This is a genomic window from Thermus sp. KWY1 (assembly GCF_057547025.1).
On sequence record NZ_BAAJPG010000038.1, the window covers coordinates 17,561 to 36,095 of the forward strand.

Below are 18,535 nucleotides of genomic sequence, written 5' to 3' on the forward strand. Positions count from 1 at the left end.
CCGGATCCGCCGGGCCACCTCGGCTCCGTCCAGGTCCGGAAGGCCGAGATCCAGGACCACCAGGTCAGGCTTCCGTTCGCGGTGCTTCACCAGGCCTTCCATGCCGCTTTTGGCCCATTCCACGGTGAAGCCTGCCTCCTTGAGCTCCAGCTCCACCAGGCGGGCCACCTCCGCATCGTCCTCGATGAGCAGGATGCGCTTCATGGCCAGAGCCTTTCCGGAGGGGCGAGGCCATAAACCTCCTTGAGGAGCCTAAGGAGGCTCACCCGCTCCTTGTCCTGCAGGAGGACCACATCCCCGCGGTCGGCCACCCCGGGAAAGGTGCGGGGCTTGTCCCCCGGGAGCACCAGAAGAAGCTGTACCTCCTGGCCCAGCCTAGGGGGCACGGGGGCGGAGAGGGGGATCAGCCTTTTGCCCTCCACCCGCCAAGCCCCGTGCAGGATGCGCAGGTCCTGGGAGAAAAGCCTTAGCTCCGTGCCCGGGGGGAGTCCAGGCCCCAGGAGGGGAGGGAGGGCGGCCAACACCATCCCCACAAAAAGGAGAAGGAGGGCCAGGGAACGCATCGCCTTCCATTCTACGCCGAGGGCCCGGCCCTTTGTGGGAGGGAGGTTAAGGAGCCTGAAGGTTTTTCCGGGAGGAGGAAGCCTGCGGAAACCACGTACTTGAGGGCATCCTCCACGCTGATCTCCAAGGGGATAACCTCCTCCGTGGGCACCAGGATGACCATGCCGCTGGCGGGCACAGGGCTCGTGGGCACCAAGACGGCGGTGTACCCTTCCGGCAAGGGGGGAAGGCGGCCATCCACCGGTTGCACCACGAAGCAGAGGGTGTAAAGCCCTCTGCGGGGGTACTCGATGACCGCGGCCCGGCTGAACTTCACCTCCTGGTGGCCGAAGAGGGTGTGGGTGATCTGCTGCACCGCCTTGTAGATGTCCCGCACGATGGGGAAGAGGAGAAGGGAGCGCTCCAGGGAGACGATGAGCCTTCGGCCCAGGTAGTTTTCCGCCACGGTGCCCACCAGGTAGATGAGCACCCCCGCCAGGAAGAGCCCCACGAAGGGTAGGAGGGGCTGGTAGGTTCGGTGCACCTCGAGGTTCAGGAGGCGCAGGAAGCTCTGGATGTAGCCCCCGGAATAGGTATACACCCAGGCCAGAAAGTAGAGGGTGACCAGAAGGGGAAGAAGGGTAACCAGCCCGGTGAGGAACCTCTGGCGCAGGCGCATGGCTTTCAGTTTACGGGAAAATCCCCCGTCGGGGCGGGCTGGCGGCAAGGTTTACCCGGGATCCCCACACGGGGGAAGGCCGTGTGGGGTAACTTTTAGCGCCCGTCCCCGCGGCTTTGGGCCAGTTCCTTGAGGCCCCTGATGTCCTTTAGGATGATCTTGCCGTAGCCGGAGCGGATGTAGCCTTCCCGGGTAAGCTCCCCGATGACCTTGGTCACGGTTTCCCGCACGCTCCCCACCGCTGCGGCCAGCTCGTCGTGGGTGGCGCGGAGGACCAAGCCCTCCGGCTCCTCGTGGGCCAAGGGGGTTTCCGCCAGCTCCAGGATGGCCGCGGCCATGCGGTTTTTCAGGCGCTGGGTGGCCAGGCGCTCAATGCGCCGGTAGGATTCGGAAAGGGCCTGGGCCAGGCTGAGGAGCACCTGGCGGATCTCCTCGGGATGGGGTTCCTTGGGGAGGGGCTCCGCCACCACCTCGGTCACCGCCTCGGCGAAGTACGTGCGCTCCATGCCTGCCAAGGCCTCCTCGCCGAAGTACCCCCCGGGGCGAACCAGGCGCAGGGTGAGGGCGTTCCCCTCTTCATCCACCGCCTCGAGGCGCACGAGCCCCTCGAGGACCCGGTAGACCCGGTCCCGGGGCCCCGGCACCCCCGGGTACAGGATGACCTCGCCGGGCTTGAAGGTTACGGTTTCGCGGGCCTGGGTCATGGCTGCCTCCTTGCCCCTAGACTAGCACGCCCTCCCGGTTTTGTAAACCTTTGGGTTACAAAAATCGTCCCCGGCTACGGTTTTGGCAGGGGGCGTTTCCTCGCCACGGGCAGAAGGCGGTCCGTGGCGATCTCGGCTTCCCTTCCCTCCCGCCTGGCCTTCTCCCTTTCCAGCTCCGCCCAGAAAAGGGCCATCTCCCACACGGCCTCAAGCCGCTCTTCCAGGGGCAGGCTCTGCCACTCGCTGCGGTCGTCTATAGGGGTGGTGAGGGGAAACCTGCGGGCGATGGGCCGGATTTTTCTCATAGCTCCTCCAGATCGCGCAGATCTAAAGGGCGTCCAAAGGCCCCCTTTAGGGTTTTGAAATCCTCGGGGTGGACCACGTAAACCGTTACGTTCTGGACGGTGTGTTTGCTGGCCCGGGCGAAGGCCTCATCAAAGGAGGGGCTTTCCAGAATCACCAGGTCGATGCGGTTAGGGGCATACCCCAGCTGGACCACCCCAGGGGTGGCGAGATCGGAAGGGGTGAGGCCAAGGTCGTCCCCACCGAAGAAGGCCCGGATGGCGGCCAGGACCTTTTCCGCCTCTTTGGCGTCCACCCATAGGTCCAGGTCTTTGGTGAAACGGGGTCGTCCCAAAAAGGCCAGGGCATACCCGCCGATGACCAAAAACCTGGCCCCGGCCCCATGCAGGGCGCGGAGGAAGTCCAGCATGTCAGGGGTCACCGCACGTTCTCCTTAAGCCAGTCCAGGTAGGGCCCGTGCCCCTCGGCGATGGGCAGGGCGATGATCTCGGGCACGGTGTAGGGGTGGAGGGAGAGAACCCGCTCCCTAAGCCGGGGGAAGGCGAAGGTGGTGGTTTTGGCGATGAGGAGGACCTCCCGGTCCTCCACCACCTCCCCCTGCCAGCGGTAGACGGAGGTAAGGCCCGGCACCAGGTTCACGCAGGCGGCCAGGCCCTCCTCCACCAGGGTGCGGGCCAGGGTGCGGCCCACCTCCTCGCTGGGGGCGGTGATCAGGACCACCTCCTCCATCACTGCTCCTCCTCCACGGCGAAGGCGCTCACCACCTCGTCGTCCTCGGGGAGGTTCATCACCTTGACCCCGGCGGTGTCCCGGGAGTACTGGCGGATATCGGCCACGGGGGTGCGGATGGCCAGGCCCTTCTTGGAAAGGACCAGGAGGTCCTCCGTGCCCCGCACCTTGAGGAGGGCGGCCAGGCGGCCCACCTTGGTGGAAACCTTATAGGTGATCACCCCCATTCCCCCCCGGCCCTGCAGGGGGTACTCGGCGAGAGGGGTGCGCTTGCCGTAGCCCCGGGTGCTCACCGCCAGGAGGTCCACCATCTCCCCGGGCTTCACCGTTACCAGGGAGACCACCCGGTCGCCCGGCTTCTTGAAGCGGATCCCCGTCACCCCCTGGCTGTCCCGGCCCGTGGCCCTCACCTCCTCCAGGGCGAAGCGGATGGCCTGCCCCTCCTCCGTGGCCAGGATGGCCTCGTCCTCGGGGTCAGAAAGGGCCACCCCGATCAGCCGATCCCCTTCCAGGAGGCGGATGGCGATGAGCCCCGCCGCCCCCAGGTTCTGGTACTCCCTTAAGGCGGTGCGCTTCACCAGGCCCCGTTCCGTGGCGAAGACCAGGTAGCCCTCCCCGTCCAGGCCCCTTACGGAAAGCAGGGCGGCCACCTCCTCCTCCTCGGCCAGGGGAAGAAGGGTCTTCACGTGCACCCCCCGGGCCTGGCGGCCCATCTCCGGTAGCTCGTAGACCTTCAGGCGGTAGACCCGGCCCCGATTGGTGAAGAGGAGGAGGTCCTCATGGGCCTGGGCCACGAAGACCTGGATGGCCTCGTCCTCCTCCTTGGTCTTGCCGGCGATCAGCCCCTTCCCCCCCCGCCCCTGGGCCCGGTAGCTCTCCAGGGGAAGGCGCTTTAGGAAGCCCTGGGCGGTGAGGGTGATGACCATGGGCTCGTCCTCTATGAGGTCCTCGGGGTTGAAGCTTTCCTCGAACTCGGTGATCACCGTGCGCCGGGCATCCCCGTACTTCTCCTTGACCCTAAGGAGGTCCTTCTTGACCTCGGCCCAAAGCCTCCCTTCCTCCTCGAGGATGGCCTTAAGCCGGGCGATCTCCTCCATGAGCTCCCGGTACTCCTCTAAGAGCTTTTCCCGCTCCAGGGCCACCAGGCGTTGCAGGCGCATGTCCAGGATGGCCTGGGCCTGGATTTCGCTGAGGCCGAAGCGCTCCATGAGCCCCTTTCGGGCCTCGCTGGCATCCTGGGAGGCCCGGATCAAGGCGATGACCTCGTCGATGTGGTCCAGGGCGATGAGGAGGCCCTCCAGGACGTGGGCCCGCTCCTCGGCCTTCTTGAGGTCAAAGAGGCTCCGCCGGCGCACCACCTCCTTGCGGTGGTCCAGGTAGTGGCGCATGAGGGAGAGAAGGGGGAGGACCTTGGGCTCCCCGTTCACGATGGCCAGGAGGTTCACCGTGAAGGAGGTCTGCAAGGCGGTGTGCTTGTAGAGCTGGTTCAGGACCACCTGGGGGCTTGCCCCCCGCTTGAGCTCTATGGCGATGCGCAGGCCCTGGCGGTCGGACTCGTCCCTCAGGGCCACGATGTCCTCGATCTTCTTGGCCTTGACCAGGGCGGCGATCTGGGCGATGAGGCCCGCCTTGTTGACCTGGTAGGGGATTTCCGTGACCACCAGCATGGGCCTCTGGCCCTTCTCCTCGATGCGCACCTTGGCCCGCACCTTGAGGCTTCCCCGTCCCGTGGCGTAGGCCTCCTGGATGCCTTTCCGGGAGAGCTTCCCCCCGGTGGGGAAGTCGGGGCCGGGGAGGTAGCGCATGACCTCCTCGAGGGTGATCCCGGGGTTGTCGATCATGGCCACCAGGGCATCCACCACCTCGGAGAGGTTGTGGGGAGGAAGGCTGGTGGCCATGCCCACGGCGATGCCGCTCGCCCCGTTTACCAGGAGGTTGGGGATGGCGGAGGGGAGGACCTCGGGCTCCTTAAGGGAGCCATCGTAGTTGGGGCGGAAGTCCACCGTCTCCTTGTCGATGTCCAGAAGCATCTCCGCCCCCAGGGGGGAGAGCCTGGCCTCCGTGTAGCGCTGGGCCGCCGGAGGGTCCCCGTCTAAGGAGCCAAAGTTCCCCTGGCCATCCACCAGGGGGTAGCGCAGGTTCCAGGGCTGGGCCAGACGGGCCAGGGCGTCGTAGATGGCGGCGTCCCCGTGGGGGTGGTACTTGCCCATGACCTCGCCCACGATCTTGGCGCTTTTCACGTGCTTCCGGCCCGGGAGCACCCCCTCCTGGTAGGCGCCGAAGAGGATCCGCCTCTGGACCGGCTTGAGCCCGTCCCGCACGTCGGGCAGGGCCCGGTCCACGATGACGGACATGGCGTAGTTGATGAAACTCTGTTTAAGTTCCTCGGTGATCTCTACAGGCAGAACCTGGGACATAGCGCTCCTTGGGCGTTTCCGCCTCCTTTAAGTATAGCAACTTCCCCGCCGGGGCCTTCCCCGGCCAGGAGGGGATGGAGCCCTAGGGGGCTCCCACCTCCAGGACCTCCGCCAGGTAGACCAGGGCCAGCTTGTAGGAAAGCACCCCGAACCCGGAGACAATGCCCCGGCAGGCTCCTGCGGTGATCGAGTGCTGGCGGAAGGGCTCGCGGGCGTGGAGGTTGGAGAGGTGCACCTCCACCACGGGAAGGGGCTGGGCCCTTATGGCGTCCAGAAGGGCGTAGGAGTAGTGGGTGAGGGCTCCGGGGTTAAGGACGATGGCCAAGAACCCTTCCCGATGGGCTTGCTGTACCCATTCGATCAGCTGCCCCTCGTAGTTGCTCTGGCGGAAGGCCACCCCCAGGCCCAGCTCCGCACCCCAGGCCTCGCAGAGGGCTTCCAGCTCCTCGAGGGTGGTGCGCCCGTACACCTCGGGCTCCCGCTGGCCCAGAAGGTTCAGGTTGGGTCCGTTCAGGATCAGCACCATAGAGGCTCCTTTGCCCATAGGATAAGCCCATGCCCAGGTTCCTGGCCCTGGTGGTCCTCTGGCTTCTGGCCCTGGCCCAGGTGGGTCCCAATCCGCCCCAAAGGAGCCACCTGGAGGGGGCTACCCTTTGGCACACCGTGGCCCCCGGGGAAACCCTTTTTTCCCTTGCCCGCCGTTACGGCACCACGGTGGAGGAGCTGGCCCGCCTGAACGGCCTTAAGGATCCCAGCCGCATCCGGGCCGGGCAGGTGCTCCGGGTGCGCCCCGGGGTGGAGGTGGCCCTGCCCAGGGGAAGCCTGGTTTATTTCCCCCCGATCCAGGGCCGGGCCTTTGCCCTCTGGGTGGAGGGATACACCTGGGGGTATGCGGAGTTCTTGGGGGTGCGCTACCCCCTGGTGCCCGGGGAGAAGGGCCTCTGGGCTCTTCTAGCCGTGGGAGCCCTGGTGGAGCCCAAAGGGTATCCCTTACGCCTGGTCCTCGAGGGGGAGGAAAGCCCTCTTACCCTCGAGGTGGCCCCGGGAGATTACCGCCGGGAAACCCTGGCCCTGACCCCATCCCTGGAGGAGCTTCTTAAGGATCCCGGCCTGAAGGCGGAGCGGGAGAAGGTGGTGGGGGCCTGCCCGAGGGAAGGGCCCTTGACCGTTTCCCGCTTCCTGAAGCCCCTGGAGGGTGGGCGCATCACCAGCGCCTTCGGTACCCGTCGGCGCTACGGCACCCTCTTCACCTCCTATCACGAGGGCCTGGACTTTGCTGCCCCCTTAGGCACCCCCGTGCGGGCGGTGGCCGGGGGGGTGGTGGTGCTTTCGGAAAGGCTAAGGGTGCGGGGGGAGGCAGTGATCCTAAGCCACGGGATGGGCCTTTGCACGGGGTATTGGCACCTTTCGGAAAGGAGGGTGAGGGTGGGGGAGAGGGTGAAAGGGGGCCAGGTCATCGGCCTTTTGGGGAGCACGGGGCTTTCCACCGGGCCCCACCTGCACCTCGAGGTGCGCCTTTTCGGCATCCCCGTGGACCCCGCGCCCTTCTTCCAGGGCCTTCCCTCACCCTAGCCGCAGGAGGGAGAGGACCTCCACGTGGTGGGTGAAGGGGAAGAAGTCGTAGGGCCGGGCGAAGGCCAGTTGGTAGCCACCCCCCACCAGCTCTCCCACGTCCCTGGCCCAGGTGGCGGGGTCGCAGGCCACGTAGAGGACCTCCCTGGGCCGGGACTCCAAAAGGTAGGCCCTCACCTCCGGGGAAAGGCCGGTGCGGGGTGGGTCCAGGACCACCAGGTCAAAGCTGCCGAGATTCCTGGCCTCCTTGGCGTCCCCCCGGTGGAAGCGCACGTTTTCTATGCCAAGCCGCCTCCTATCCGCCTCTCCCCGGCGCACGGCCTCCTTGCTGATCTCCACCGCCACCACCTCCTGGAAACGGGGGGCCAGGAGAAGGGAGAAAAGGCCGCTTCCCGCATAGAGCTCCAGGGCCCGTTTCCCGCCGGAAACCAGGTTCAGGGCCTCCTCCAGGAGTTCCCCCATGGCCAAGGGGTTCACCTGGCTGAAGCTTTCCACGCTCACGGTGGCGGTGAGGGGGCCGAACCGCTCCAGCAGGGTCCTTTCCCCGTAAAGGGGTTGGACCCTTCCCCGGAAGCGGCCCTTGGGGGAGGGTTCGGCCCAGACCACCCCGGCGAACCCCTCCCGCACCAGGGCCCTGGCGGGGCGCTTGAGGCTTTCCGGGTTGCCTCCGATGAGGCCGAGGAGCACCCGGCCCTCGAGGAGGCTTCCCCTTAAGGCCACCTCCTCCACCGGCAAGGGCCAGGTCTTGAGAAGGGAGAAGGCCCAGGCTAAGGGCTCGGCCAAAAGGGGGTCCTCCTCCAGCCGGAAAAGCTCCTGGGTTTCCGGGAGGCGGTAGGCCAGGCCCCCCAGGGGATGGCGGGCGTACTGGGCGGCGGTACGGTAGCCCAGGGGCCTGGGGGAGGGGTGGATGGGGGCCAGGGAAAGGGAAAGCCTGGCGATGCGCATAAGGGCGTCCTGCACCAGGCCTTCCTTCAGGGGAAGCTGGCTTTCGTAGGCTAGGGGCAGGTCGGCGGAAGGGGGGAGGGGGTGGGGGTAGCGGTCGGGACGGGGGGTGAGCACCTCCACCTCCTCCAGGAAAAGGGTTCCCTTGCGGCGCACGGGTTTTCCCCGCACCACCTCCCCCGGCAGGGCCCCCTTGATGAGGACGGCTCCTTCCTCGGTGCGGGCGAGGCCATAACCTCCCGGCACCAGCTTCTCCACGGTGAGAACCTTCACCCTTTCACCCTACACCAAGCCCACCAGCGCTAAGATGGAGGGGTGATTCGGGTACTGTTAGCGGACGATCATGCCCTCTTCCGCCAGGGGCTCAAAAGCCTTTTGGAGGCGGAAGGGGATTTCCGGGTGGTGGGCGAGGCCAAGGACGGTTGGGAGGCGTTAAGGCATGCCCTCGAGGCCAGGCCGGATGTCATCCTCATGGACATCCAGATGCCGAACCTGGATGGGGTGCAGGCCACCCAGGCCATCCTCAAGGAGTGGCCCGAGGCCAAGGTGATTATCCTCACCATGTACCGCCAGGATGCCTACGTTTTCGAGGCGGTAAAGGCAGGGGCCAGGGGCTACCTCCTCAAGGATACCGATGCCAGCGAACTCATCGGGGCCATCCGCCGGGTGCACGCCGGGGAGGTGCTCCTGGATGCCGATCTGGCCGGGCGGATCATCCAGGACTTCCGGGCCAAGAAGGAGTCCAGCCTTCCCCTCCATGCGGAGCTTTCCGAGAGGGAGATCCAAATCCTCAAGCTGGTGGCCCAGGGCTACACCAACCTGGAGATCGCCGCCGAGCTTCAGCTTTCCGAGAAGACCGTGCGCAACCGCCTCTCCGAGATCTTCCAGAAACTCCACCTGAACAACCGCACCCAGGCGGCCCTTTACGCCATACGGGAGGGGCTGGCCGGACCCGAGCCCCAGGAGTAGTGGACCCGGTGCGGCTTCTTCTGGAGCTCTCCCCCCTGGCGGGGGAGGGGGCGCGGGGGGAGTTCGTGGCCGCCCATCTGCCCAGGGCCCGAAGGGATGGCCTGGGCAACGTGTGGGCGGGGGAGGGGCCGGTGCTCCTCCTCGCCCATCTGGACACGGTGTTGCCGCCAAAGCCCCCGAGGCGGGTGGGGGAGAGGCTCTATGGCCCCGGGGTGGGGGACAACTCCAGCGGGGTGGCCGTCCTCCTCTCCCTTCCCGAGATGCCCGGGGTGGTGCGGGGTTTCACCGTGGGGGAGGAGGGCCTGGGGAACCTCAAGGGGGCACGGGCCCTGGTGGAAACCCTGGCTCCTGAGGTAGTGGTGGCGGTGGATGGGTATCTGCCGGGGGTGGTGGACCGGGCTTTGGGCTCGGTCCGTTTCCGGATCACCTTTCTGGGCCGGGGGGGGCACGCCTGGGGGGACAGGGGGACTCCCAATCCCGTGTTTGCCCTGGCAGAGGGGCTTTCCCGGCTACACACCCTTTTCAAGGAGGTGGGGAGCGAGGCCAGCCTGAACGCCAGCGGCCTCCGGGGGGGCGAGGCGGTAAACGCCATCCCCAAGGAGGCCTCGGCCTTGCTGGAGATCCGCGCTTTGGAGGAGGAGGCGCTTCGCACCCTCTACCACAAGGCCCAGGAGGTCCTGGAAGAGGTGGCCAGGTTCCACGGGGTGGAGGTTTCCTCGGAGGTCCTGGGGACGAGGCCTGCGGGGAGCACCGCCACGCCTAAGCTCCTGCAGGCGGCGGAGGTGGCGCTGGCCAAGATCGGGGAAAGGCCCCAGTTCCAGCCGGGTTCCACCGATGCCAGCGCCGCCATCGAACGGGGTATCCCCGCCTTGGCCCTGGGGGTGTACCGGGGGGGTGGGGCCCACACCCCGGAGGAATGGGTACTTCCCCAAAGCCTTTGGGAGGGGCGGGAGGTGCTTCTGGCTTTTTTAAAGGCCCTTGGCGTAGGATAGGGCGTATGCGCGTGGGTGTCCTGAGGGGCTTCCTGTCCCGGCGATACCTGGGCTTTTGGGAAGCGTATTTAAAGGCCTTGGGGGTGGAGGTGGTGCGGGTGGAGGTGCCGCCTGCCCGCCACCAGCCCTACTGCCTGCCGGTGCAGGAGCTTTTGGCCCAGGTGGAGGCCCTGAAGGCCCAAGGGGTGGATTACCTGCTCCTTCCCGACCTCCAAGGAGGGATGGAGTCGGAAAAGGGCGGGGGGCAGTGCCCGTGGCTTCTGGACCTCGAGGCCACCCTCCTCCGCTACTTTCCGGGGCTTCCCCCGGTGCTCAAGGTGCCTGCAGAGCTCTCCGAGCGGGTCCTGGGCCGGGCGGGGGAGGTGGGCCACCTCCTCACCCAGAACCCCATGCTGGTGGGGCGGGCCCTGGACCGGGTGCGGGGCCTTTTGAAACCTCCTCCTCCCCTCAAGACCCCCCTGGGGAGCGTGGGGGTGGTGGCCCAGCCCTACCTCCTCGAGGAGGAGTCCTTCCGGAGGACGGTGGAGGAGGCCCTGGCCCGGGAGGGGCTCATCCCCTACTTCCCCGACCTGCCCCCGGAGAAGCTCAGGGAGGAGGGGGATAGGCTCCTCCCCATGGACCTTCCCACCGACCGGGAACTGGTGGGCATGGTCCACTACCTCCACCGCCTGGGCCGGGTGAAGGGCCTTTTGCTGGTGGTTTCCTACGCCTGTCCCCCCATTCCCGGGATCTTGCGCAAGGCCGTGCGGCGGCTTGCCAAGCCCCACCGCCTGGTCACCCTGGGGGAGGACTGGCAGGAGGCCCTGCGCTCCTTGAAGGAGGAGATGCAGGGGGGCTAATGCCACACCCCTGGCTTTCGCCAGGGTGGGGACCCTGGAAAATCCTTTGCCCCCGTGAGGTTCTGGGACACTAGGAGGTGCAATGGGACGAGAACGGGTATACGGTGTGGCCGGGTCTTTTTTCCGCCCGCCCGGATTAGGGTAAACTCATGGCTATGACCGGTTGGTCAGTCGCTTCCCTCCGCCGCCTGGGGGCCTACCTCTACCCTTACCGGGGGCGGTACGCCCTGGGGGTCCTGCTGGGCCTTCTTTCCATCTTCTTTTTCGTGCTGAGCCCCTACTTCCTGCGCCTGGCCGTGGATGCCTTGGGTCATGGCGGGCCCTACGGGCGCTATGCCTCCCTTTTGCTTCTTTCCGCCGGGATCAGCGCCCTTCTCTCCTTCTTCATGCGCCGGCTGGCGGTGGTGGCCAGCCGCCTGGTGGAGTACGACCTCAGGAAGGATCTCTTCCACCACCTTCTCCGCCTGGACCGCTCCTTCTACCACGCCACCCGGGTGGGGGACCTGATGAACCGCTTGAACAGCGATCTCTCCGCGGTGCGGGAGATGGTGGGGCCGGGGATCATGATGGGTAGCCGCCTTTCCTTCCTGGTCCTCCTGGCCTTCTTCTCCATGTATGCGGTGAACGTCAGGCTGGCCTTTTACCTCAGCCTGATCCTTCCCTTCATCGCCTTGGCCATGTTCTACCTCCTGCGCCTCATCGACCGCCGCTACCGGGAGGCCCAGGAGGCCTTTGACCAGATCAGCACCCTGGCCCAGGAGGCCTTTAGCGGCATCCGGGTGGTGAAGGGGTACGCCCTGGAAGGGCGCATGCTATCCCGCTTCCAGGAGCTGAACCGCATCTACATGGGCAAGAGCCTGGCCCTGGCCAAGGTGGAGGGGCCCATGCAGGCCCTGCTGGGCTTTCTCATGGGGTTTGCCTTCCTCACCGTCCTCTGGGTGGGCGGGGGGATGGTGGTCCGGGGGGAGATGAGCGTGGGCCAGCTGGTGCAGTTCAACGCCTATTTGGCCCAGCTCACCTGGCCCATTCTGGGCCTCGGCTGGGTGATGGCCATGTACCAGCGGGGTTTCACCAGCTTGAAAAGGCTTTTGGAGCTTCTGGACCGGGAGCCCGCCGTTCGCGACGAGGATCCCCTGCCCCTTTCCGTGGCCGATCTTTCCGGGGAGGTGCGCCTCGAGGGGGTGGGGCTTTGGCGGGATGGGCGCTGGCTTCTTAAGGACCTCACCCTCACCGTCCCCGAGGGCATGACCCTGGGGATCACCGGGCGCACGGGCTCGGGGAAAAGCCTCCTTGCCGCCCTCGTACCCCGTCTTATGGACCCCACGGAGGGACGGGTTTACGTGGGGGGGTATGAGGCGCGGAGGATCCCCCTGGCCACCCTGCGCCAGGCGGTGGGGGTGGTCCCCCAGGAACCCTTCCTATTTAGCGAAACCATTCTGGAAAATATCGCCTTCGGTCTGGAAACCCTGGATCGGGAGCGGGTGGAGTGGGCGGCGAGGCTTGCCGGCATCCACGAGGAGATCCTCGCCTTCCCCAGGGGGTACGAAACCGTGCTGGGGGAGCGGGGGGTGACGCTATCGGGTGGCCAGCGGCAGCGGGTGGCCCTGGCCCGGGCCTTGGCCAAGGGGCCCAAGATCCTCATCCTGGACGATGCCCTAAGCGCCGTGGACACGGAAACCGAGGCCAGGATCCTTCAGGGCTTGAAAGGCGTCCTGGGCCGTCAGACCACCTTCCTCATCTCCCACCGCACCGCCACCCTGCGCCATGCGGACTGGATCATCGTTCTGGACGAGGGAAGGATCGTGGAGGAGGGCACCCATGAGAGCCTCCTCGAGGCCGGGGGCCTCTATGCCGAGCTGGACCGCATCCAGCGCATGGAGGTGGAAGGGGAGGTGGAGGGATGAGCCAGGATGCCTCCCATAGGGAGCAGGAGGACGCCTACACCAAGGCCTTCGACCGGGTCCTCTTCGCCCGCATCCTCCAGTACGTGAGGCCCTACCGGGCCCAGGTGGCCTTGGCCCTTCTCTTCCTCCTCCTCACCACCCTCACCGCCGCCCTCACCCCCCTCTTCTTCAAGTGGGCCATCGACGGGGCCCTGGTTCCCAAGGAGGCCAAGCCCCTGGCGGAGCGCTTTGCCCTTCTCCTTTGGGTGAGCCTGGGCTTCCTTCTGGTGCGGGGGGTTAACTTCGCCGCCACCTACGGCCAGACCTACCTGATCCAGTGGGTGGGGCAAAGGGTGCTCTTCGACTTAAGGAGCGCCCTCTTCGGCAAGCTCATGCGCCTCCACCTGGGCTTTTACGACAAAAACCCCGTGGGCCGCCTCATGACCCGCATCACCTCCGACGTGGACGCCATCAACCAGTTCATCACCGGGGGGCTCGTGGGGGTGATCGCCGACTTCTTTACCATCCTGGGCCTCTTGGCCTTCATGATGGTCTTAAGCCCCAAGCTCACCCTGGTGGTCCTCCTGGTGGTGCCCGTGCTCCTCTGGGTCACCGCCTGGGTGCGGAACGGCATGCGCGCCGCTTACCGGGAGATGCGCCTGCGCCTGGCCCGCTTGAACGCTGCCCTGCAGGAAAACCTTTCCGGGGTGGAGACCATCCAGCTCTTTGTGAAGGAGAGGGAACGGGAGGAGAAGTTTGACCGCCTGAGCCGGGACCTCCTTAGGGCCTGGGTGGAGATCGTGCGCTGGTTTGCCCTCTTCTTTCCCGTGGTGGGGTTCCTGGGGGATCTGGCGGTGGCGGGCCTCCTCTTCTACGGCGGGGGTGAGGTGGTGCGGGGGGTGGCCACCCTAGGGCTTCTGGTGGCCTTTGTGGACTACACCCGCCAGCTTTTCCAGCCCCTGCAGGACCTTTCGGATAAGTTCAACCTCTTCCAGGGAGCCATGGCCAGCGCCGAGCGCATCTTCGGGGTTTTGGACACGGAGGAGGAGCTCGAGGACCCGGAAAATCCCAAGCCCATCGCCCGCTTCCGGGGGGAGGTGGAGTTTCAGGAGGTCTGGCTGGCCTATACCCCCAAGGGCGTGGAGCCCACGGACAAGGACTGGGTGCTCAAGGGGGTTTCCTTCCGCATCCGCCCGGGGGAGAAGGTGGCCCTGGTGGGGGCCACGGGGGCGGGGAAGACCAGCGTGGTGAGCCTCATCGCCCGCTTCTACGACCCCCAAAGGGGCCGGGTGCTCATCGATGGGGAGGATGTGCGGAACTACCGCCAGGAGGACCTAAGGCGGCACGTGGGGATCGTGCTCCAGGATCCCTTCCTCTTCTCGGGCACCATTCTGGACAACCTGCGCCTTTTTGACGAGACCATCCCCGAGGAGAAGGTGGTGGAGGTGGCCCGGTTTTTGGGGGTGCACGAGGCCATTTTGCGCCTACCCCAGGGCTACCACACCCGGGTGGGGGAAAGGGGGGCCGGGCTTTCCACGGGGGAAAAGCAGCTTCTGGCCTTGGTCCGGGCCCTTCTGGCCAACCCGGATATCCTCCTCATCCTGGATGAGGCCACGGCCAACGTGGATTCGGAAACGGAAAGGCGCTTACAGGAGGCCCTCTACAGGGCCATGGAGGGAAGGACCTCCATTATCATCGCCCACCGCCTTTCCACCATCCGCCGGGTGGATCGCATCCTGGTCTTCAAAAGAGGGCGCCTGGTGGAGGAGGGTACCCACGAGGAGCTCCTCCAGAAAGGGGGCTACTATGCCACCCTGTACCGGCTCCAGTATGCGGAGGGCTAGGCCATGACCTACCAGGAGGCCACGGGGTGGCTCTTCGCCCAGCGCCGCCAGGGAGAGCGGGGCCTAAGCCGGGTGAGGACCCTTCTGGAGCGGCTTGGACATCCGGAGGAGGCTTTTCAGGCGGTGCACGTCCTGGGCACCAACGGCAAGGGAAGCGTGGTGGCCTACCTGGAGGCGGCCTTCCGCGCTGCAGGGCTTCCCTATGGAGCCTATACCAGCCCCCACCTCCTGGACTTCCGGGAGAGGATCCGCACCCACCGAGGGTGGATCCTCGAGGAGGAGGTGGTGGGCTTTGTGGCCTGGGCCAAGGAGGAAGCCTGGCCCGAACCCCCCGGCTTTTTTGACCTGGCCACCGCCATGGCCTTTCACCACTTCCACAAAAAAGGGGTGGCCTGGGCCGCGGTGGAGGCAGGGGTGGGCGGGGAGAAGGACGCCACCAATGTTCTTCCCCGGGTGGCCCTCACCGTGCTCACCAACGTGGGAGAGGACCACCTGGAGGCCCTGGGGGGGAGCCTGGAGGCCGTGGCCCGGGAAAAGGCAGGAGCCTTCCGCAAGGGGGTACCGGCGGTTACCGGGGCCAGGGGGGTAGGCCTGGAGGTGGTGCGGGAAGTGGCCCGCACCCGGGGAAGCCCCCTTTACCTTCTGGACCCCCTGGACCCTCTTTTTGCCCTGCCTGCGCCACCGGTCCTGAAGGGGGCCTTCCAGGAGGAGAACGCCCGGCTGGCGGCAGCGGCCTTGAGGCTCCTCGGATTCCCCGAGGAGGCCATTGCCCAAGGGCTTCGGGAGGCAAGGCATCCAGGCCGGCTGGAGCGCTTCCTTTTGGAGGGGGTGGAGGTGTACCTGGATGGAGCCCACAATCCCCCGGCAGCCCTGGCCCTTAGCCGGGAGCTTTCCGCCTACCATCTGGTCTTTGGGGCCTTTCCCCGGAAGGACGTGAAGGGGGTTCTGGCCCACCTCCTTCCCAAGGCCAGAAGCGTCCGCTACACCCGGGCGGGGGAGGGGGCCTTGGGAAGGGAGCTTGGGGAACCCTTTTTTGAGGATCCCTGGGAGGCCTTGGGGGAGGCCGTCAAGGCGGCGCAAGGGGATGGCGTTCCCGTTTTGGCCACGGGCTCCTTGTACCTGGTGGGCGCCTTAAGGGGTAGGCTACTCCCGCGCTTCGGCCAGGACCCGCCCTGAAGGGTCGGTGAAGACCACGCGGCTCACCCGTTCCAGCTCCAGGATCACGTACGGGCTGGTGAGGGCCTGGGTGACGATGGCCCCGGGCCGTGGGCTTTGCAGGTTCAGGATGACCCGGGCGGTTCCGCCCGCATAGGTAACCCCCACCACCTCGAGGCCATACCCTCCGGTGGGCTTCAAGCCCCAGAAGAAGGCGGCCACGCTCCTCGTGCGGAAGTCCACGCTAGGGGCGGGTGGGCGGGGGATGCGGTTCGCCACCACCAGGTTCCAGACCTCGGCGAAGCGGGTGGGATTGTTGGCCAGAAAGGCCTTGGGCTCGGTTTCCTGGTAGGCGGCATTGGCCCCGCGTTCCAGGATGCGGTAGGCGGGAGGGGGTGGGGTCACCACCTCCACTCTAAGCCCGTACTGCACCTGCAGAGCCCCCACCCGGTAACCATCGGGGATGGGGTCAAAGGCCAGGGGCCTTAAGACGGGATCGGAAAGCTCAAAGACCACCACCTGCCTTCCCCCCCGCCGGGCCAGGATCTCCCGGAGGAGGACCTGGGTTTCCGTCCCGGTGAAGGCGTAGAGGTCCGGGGTCTGGTACTGGGCGGGCTGGACCAGGCTCCGGCTTTCCCCTTCCCTCAGGCTCCCCGTAAGCCTGACCCAGCCTACCCCGTCGTAGAACCAGGTGGCGCGCAGGTTGGCCTGGGCCCGGACCTCGAGGAGGCTTCCCTGGATTCCCCGCACCGCCTCGGCCAGGGGGCGGAGGGCAGGTCCCACCTCCCTGAGCACGGGATTTCCCCCCACCCAAAGGGCTCCCGGCACCGCCCAGAGGCTTTCCCCCGAGGCCTTTTCCAGGCGGAGGACCTGGGTGCCGAGCCGGACCTCCCGGGGCTCCCCGTAGAAGTAGGTCCAGCGCTCCGTGGCCTCAGGGAAGAGGAGCTGGGCCTCGGCCACCCGGTAGCCCGTGCCTTCCAGAAGCTCGCAGGCGCTGAGGAGAGGCAAAAAGAGCAGGAGAAAGAGGAAGCCTTTTCTCATGGTTCCATGATACCCCTTTGGAGCTTGCCTCCTTCTTAAGGCCGCCTTTAGCCTTTAGCGGCTTCTCGGGTCCAGGGCGTCCCTGAGGCCATCCCCCAGGAGGTTGAAGGCCAAAACGGTGAGCATGATGAAAAGCCCCGGGAAGATCATGGTCCAGGGGGCGTTCATGGCGTAGCCTCCCTTGAAGCTGTCGGCGATCATGGCTCCCCACTCGGGAGCAGGGGGCTGGGCCCCAAGGCCCAGAAAGCCCAAGGCGGCCGCCTCGAGGGTGGCGGTGCCGATGGACAAGGTAGCCTGCACCACCAGGGGGGCCAGGGTACCCGGGAGGATGTGGCGAAAGAGGATCCGTCCATTCCCCGCCCCCAGGGCGATGGCCGCCTGCACGAAGTCCAGCTCCCTTAAGGAGAGGACCATGGAGCGGGCCAGGCGGATGTAGACGGGCACCTGCACGATGCCGATCGCCAGCATGGCGTTTTGCAGGCTGGGGCCGGAAACGGCCACGATGGCGATGGCCAAAAGGGTTCCGGGAAAGGCCAGGAGCAGGTCGGCAAGCCAGCCGATGAGAAGCTCGGTCCTTCCCCGGTAGAACCCGGCCAGGAGGCCCAGGAGGGTACCCAGGAAAAGGCCGATGCTTACCGAGATCACGCCCACCTGGAGGGAGATGCGGCTACCGTGGAGGACCCGGGTGAAGACATCCCGCCCCAGGTGGTCGGTGCCGAAGGGGTGTTCCAGGGTGGGGGGCTTGAGCCGGTTCAGGTAGTCCCGGTCCGTGCTGGGGTCATAGGGCTTCAGCAAGGGGATGAACAGGGCCAGAAGGACCAGGAAGAGGGTCAAAACCAGGCCCACCTTGCCGGAAGGCGATTTCAGGAAACGCCGAAGAGCCTGACGAGTGGGGGTTTCCATGGGTTCACCTGTACTGGATGCGAGGGTCCAAAAGGGCGTAGGAGAGGTCCACCAGGAGGTTGACCAGGACGAAGACCGTGGCCACCACCAGCACCCCGGCCTGGACCACGGGGTAGTCGCGGTTGAGGATGCCCTCGTAGATGTAGGAGCCGATGCCCGGCCAGGAGAAGATGGTTTCCGTGAGGATGGCCCCGCCCAAAAGGGTACCGAACTGCAGGCCGACGATGGTGACCACGGGTAGGAGGGCGTTCTTTAGGGCGTGCTTCAGGATCACCTGGCGCTCCGCCAAGCCCTTGGCCCTGGCGGTGCGCACGTAATCCTGGGAGAGCACCTCCAGCATGGCGCTACGGGTGATGCGGGTGAGAATGGCCAAGGGGATGGTACCCAGGGTGAGGGCGGGGAGGATCAGGTGCCTGAGGGCATCCATCAGGACCTCGGGTTTCAGGGACAGCATCCCGTCCAGGACCAGGAAACCGGTGATGGGCCGGAAATCTATGGCCAAGTCGGTGGAAAGCCTTCCCCCCGTGGGCAACCAGTGCAGGTTCACGGCGAAGAGATAGACCAGGAGGAGGCCCAGCCAGAAGACCGGCATGGAAACCCCCACCAGGGAGAGGCTCATGGAAAGCGTGTCCAAAAGGCTGTTTTTCCGTACCGCCGCCAGAATGCCCACGGGAATTCCAAAGACCACCGCCACCAAGGTGGCGGCCAGGGCCAGCTCAAAGGTGGCGGGCCAGCGCCTTTTCAGCTCCTCGGCCACGGGAATGGTGGACACGGCGCTGGTGCCCAGGTCCCCGGTGAGGATGTTCTTGACAAAGGTGAGGTACTGGACGTATAGGGGCTTGTTGAGCCCGAGCTTTTCCCGAAGGGCGGCAAGCTGCTCCGGGGTGCCCCGTTCCCCGAGGATGGCCTGGGCGGGGTCGCCGGGGATGAGCTGCAGGAACAGAAAGACCAAAAGGGTGATCCCGAAGAGGACGGGGACCAAGCCCAGCAGGCGTCGCAAAACGTAGCTCCACATTTGTC

Annotated in this window: 20 protein-coding genes; 7 read left to right on the top strand and 13 right to left on the bottom strand. The window is 66.3% G+C overall.

The window, feature by feature from the left end:
• From AC27GT_RS10030 to aroQ, 9 genes are all read right to left on the bottom strand, one after another.
• Positions 1 to 204: response regulator (locus AC27GT_RS10030; protein ID WP_487224106.1), on the bottom strand; the 204-nt coding region annotated here is incomplete at its 3' end.
• On the bottom strand, positions 201 to 563 hold the full coding sequence (locus AC27GT_RS10035) for a hypothetical protein (protein ID WP_219760434.1): 363 nt from the start codon (positions 561 to 563) through the stop codon (positions 201 to 203). The genes AC27GT_RS10030 and AC27GT_RS10035, both read right to left, overlap by 4 nt.
• 11 nt (positions 564 to 574) lie before the next feature.
• The gene (locus tag AC27GT_RS10040; protein WP_219760433.1) at positions 575 to 1,222 is read right to left on the bottom strand and encodes a DUF502 domain-containing protein; all 648 of its coding nucleotides are present in this window, start codon (positions 1,220 to 1,222) and stop codon (positions 575 to 577) included.
• A 95-nt stretch (positions 1,223 to 1,317) separates the two neighbouring features.
• Positions 1,318 to 1,926, bottom strand: a complete 609-nt coding sequence (locus tag AC27GT_RS10045; RefSeq protein ID WP_038030904.1) for a helix-turn-helix domain-containing protein — start codon at positions 1,924 to 1,926, stop codon at positions 1,318 to 1,320.
• 74 nt (positions 1,927 to 2,000) lie between these two features.
• On the bottom strand, positions 2,001 to 2,231 hold the full coding sequence (locus AC27GT_RS10050; protein ID WP_015716403.1) for a hypothetical protein: 231 nt from the start codon (positions 2,229 to 2,231) through the stop codon (positions 2,001 to 2,003).
• Positions 2,228 to 2,650, bottom strand: a complete 423-nt coding sequence (locus tag AC27GT_RS10055) for a nucleotidyltransferase (protein ID WP_015716404.1) — start codon at positions 2,648 to 2,650, stop codon at positions 2,228 to 2,230. The genes AC27GT_RS10050 and AC27GT_RS10055 overlap by 4 nt, the downstream gene beginning before the upstream one ends.
• Positions 2,647 to 2,958, bottom strand: a complete 312-nt coding sequence (gene cutA, locus AC27GT_RS10060; protein WP_219760432.1) for a divalent-cation tolerance protein CutA — start codon at positions 2,956 to 2,958, stop codon at positions 2,647 to 2,649. Before cutA ends, AC27GT_RS10055 begins: the two co-directional genes overlap by 4 nt.
• Complete coding sequence (gyrA, locus tag AC27GT_RS10065) at positions 2,958 to 5,375, bottom strand: DNA gyrase subunit A (RefSeq protein WP_038071468.1); 2,418 nt, start codon at positions 5,373 to 5,375, stop codon at positions 2,958 to 2,960. Before gyrA ends, cutA begins: the two co-directional genes overlap by 1 nt.
• A gap of 82 nt (positions 5,376 to 5,457) precedes the next feature.
• Positions 5,458 to 5,901, bottom strand: a complete 444-nt coding sequence (gene aroQ / locus AC27GT_RS10070; RefSeq protein ID WP_219760430.1) for a type II 3-dehydroquinate dehydratase — start codon at positions 5,899 to 5,901, stop codon at positions 5,458 to 5,460.
• Between the two features lie 29 nt (positions 5,902 to 5,930).
• On the opposite strand from aroQ, the gene AC27GT_RS10075 reads away from it, so the two are divergent.
• Entirely contained in the window at positions 5,931 to 6,947 is a 1,017-nt protein-coding gene (locus AC27GT_RS10075) for a LysM peptidoglycan-binding domain-containing M23 family metallopeptidase (protein WP_487224107.1), read from the top strand.
• Here AC27GT_RS10075 and AC27GT_RS10080 read toward each other — a convergent pair.
• Positions 6,939 to 8,162, bottom strand: a complete 1,224-nt coding sequence (locus AC27GT_RS10080; RefSeq protein ID WP_219760428.1) for a class I SAM-dependent RNA methyltransferase — start codon at positions 8,160 to 8,162, stop codon at positions 6,939 to 6,941. The two genes, AC27GT_RS10075 and AC27GT_RS10080, sit on opposite strands and share 9 nt — an antisense overlap.
• Positions 8,163 to 8,204: 42 nt before the next feature.
• Between AC27GT_RS10080 and AC27GT_RS10085 the strand changes: the two genes are divergently transcribed.
• The 6 genes from AC27GT_RS10085 to AC27GT_RS10110 all read left to right on the top strand — a co-directional run bounded on the left by AC27GT_RS10085 (position 8,205) and on the right by AC27GT_RS10110 (position 15,592).
• The gene (locus AC27GT_RS10085) at positions 8,205 to 8,858 is read left to right on the top strand and encodes a response regulator transcription factor (protein WP_219760427.1); all 654 of its coding nucleotides are present in this window, start codon (positions 8,205 to 8,207) and stop codon (positions 8,856 to 8,858) included.
• A complete protein-coding gene (locus AC27GT_RS10090; RefSeq protein WP_219760426.1) occupies positions 8,858 to 9,850 on the top strand; it encodes a M20/M25/M40 family metallo-hydrolase in 993 nt (330 codons plus the stop codon). The genes AC27GT_RS10085 and AC27GT_RS10090 overlap by 1 nt, the downstream gene beginning before the upstream one ends.
• A gap of 5 nt (positions 9,851 to 9,855) precedes the next feature.
• The gene (locus AC27GT_RS10095; RefSeq protein WP_219760425.1) at positions 9,856 to 10,689 is read left to right on the top strand and encodes a hypothetical protein; all 834 of its coding nucleotides are present in this window, start codon (positions 9,856 to 9,858) and stop codon (positions 10,687 to 10,689) included.
• Between the two features lie 155 nt (positions 10,690 to 10,844).
• Positions 10,845 to 12,593 carry an ABC transporter ATP-binding protein gene (locus AC27GT_RS10100; protein ID WP_487224108.1) on the top strand — a complete coding sequence of 583 codons (1,749 nt, stop codon included), beginning with the start codon at positions 10,845 to 10,847 and terminating at the stop codon, positions 12,591 to 12,593.
• On the top strand, positions 12,590 to 14,416 hold the full coding sequence (locus AC27GT_RS10105) for an ABC transporter ATP-binding protein (RefSeq protein ID WP_019551045.1): 1,827 nt from the start codon (positions 12,590 to 12,592) through the stop codon (positions 14,414 to 14,416). Before AC27GT_RS10100 ends, AC27GT_RS10105 begins: the two co-directional genes overlap by 4 nt.
• Before the next feature lie 3 nt (positions 14,417 to 14,419).
• Positions 14,420 to 15,592, top strand: coding sequence for a bifunctional folylpolyglutamate synthase/dihydrofolate synthase (locus AC27GT_RS10110; protein WP_487224109.1), 1,173 nt, complete (start codon positions 14,420 to 14,422; stop codon positions 15,590 to 15,592).
• Here AC27GT_RS10110 and AC27GT_RS10115 read toward each other — a convergent pair.
• The 3 genes from AC27GT_RS10115 to AC27GT_RS10125 are packed head-to-tail and all read right to left on the bottom strand — an operon-like array spanning position 15,560 to position 18,530.
• On the bottom strand, positions 15,560 to 16,612 hold the full coding sequence (locus AC27GT_RS10115; protein ID WP_267262127.1) for a protease complex subunit PrcB family protein: 1,053 nt from the start codon (positions 16,610 to 16,612) through the stop codon (positions 15,560 to 15,562). The two genes, AC27GT_RS10110 and AC27GT_RS10115, sit on opposite strands and share 33 nt — an antisense overlap.
• 54 nt (positions 16,613 to 16,666) lie before the next feature.
• Positions 16,667 to 17,515: an ABC transporter permease gene (locus AC27GT_RS10120; RefSeq protein WP_219760420.1), complete on the bottom strand. Its 849-nt coding sequence runs from the start codon at positions 17,513 to 17,515 to the stop codon at positions 16,667 to 16,669.
• A gap of 4 nt (positions 17,516 to 17,519) precedes the next feature.
• Positions 17,520 to 18,530: an ABC transporter permease gene (locus AC27GT_RS10125; RefSeq protein WP_219760419.1), complete on the bottom strand. Its 1,011-nt coding sequence runs from the start codon at positions 18,528 to 18,530 to the stop codon at positions 17,520 to 17,522.
• Between the last annotated feature and the right edge of the window lie 5 nt (positions 18,531 to 18,535).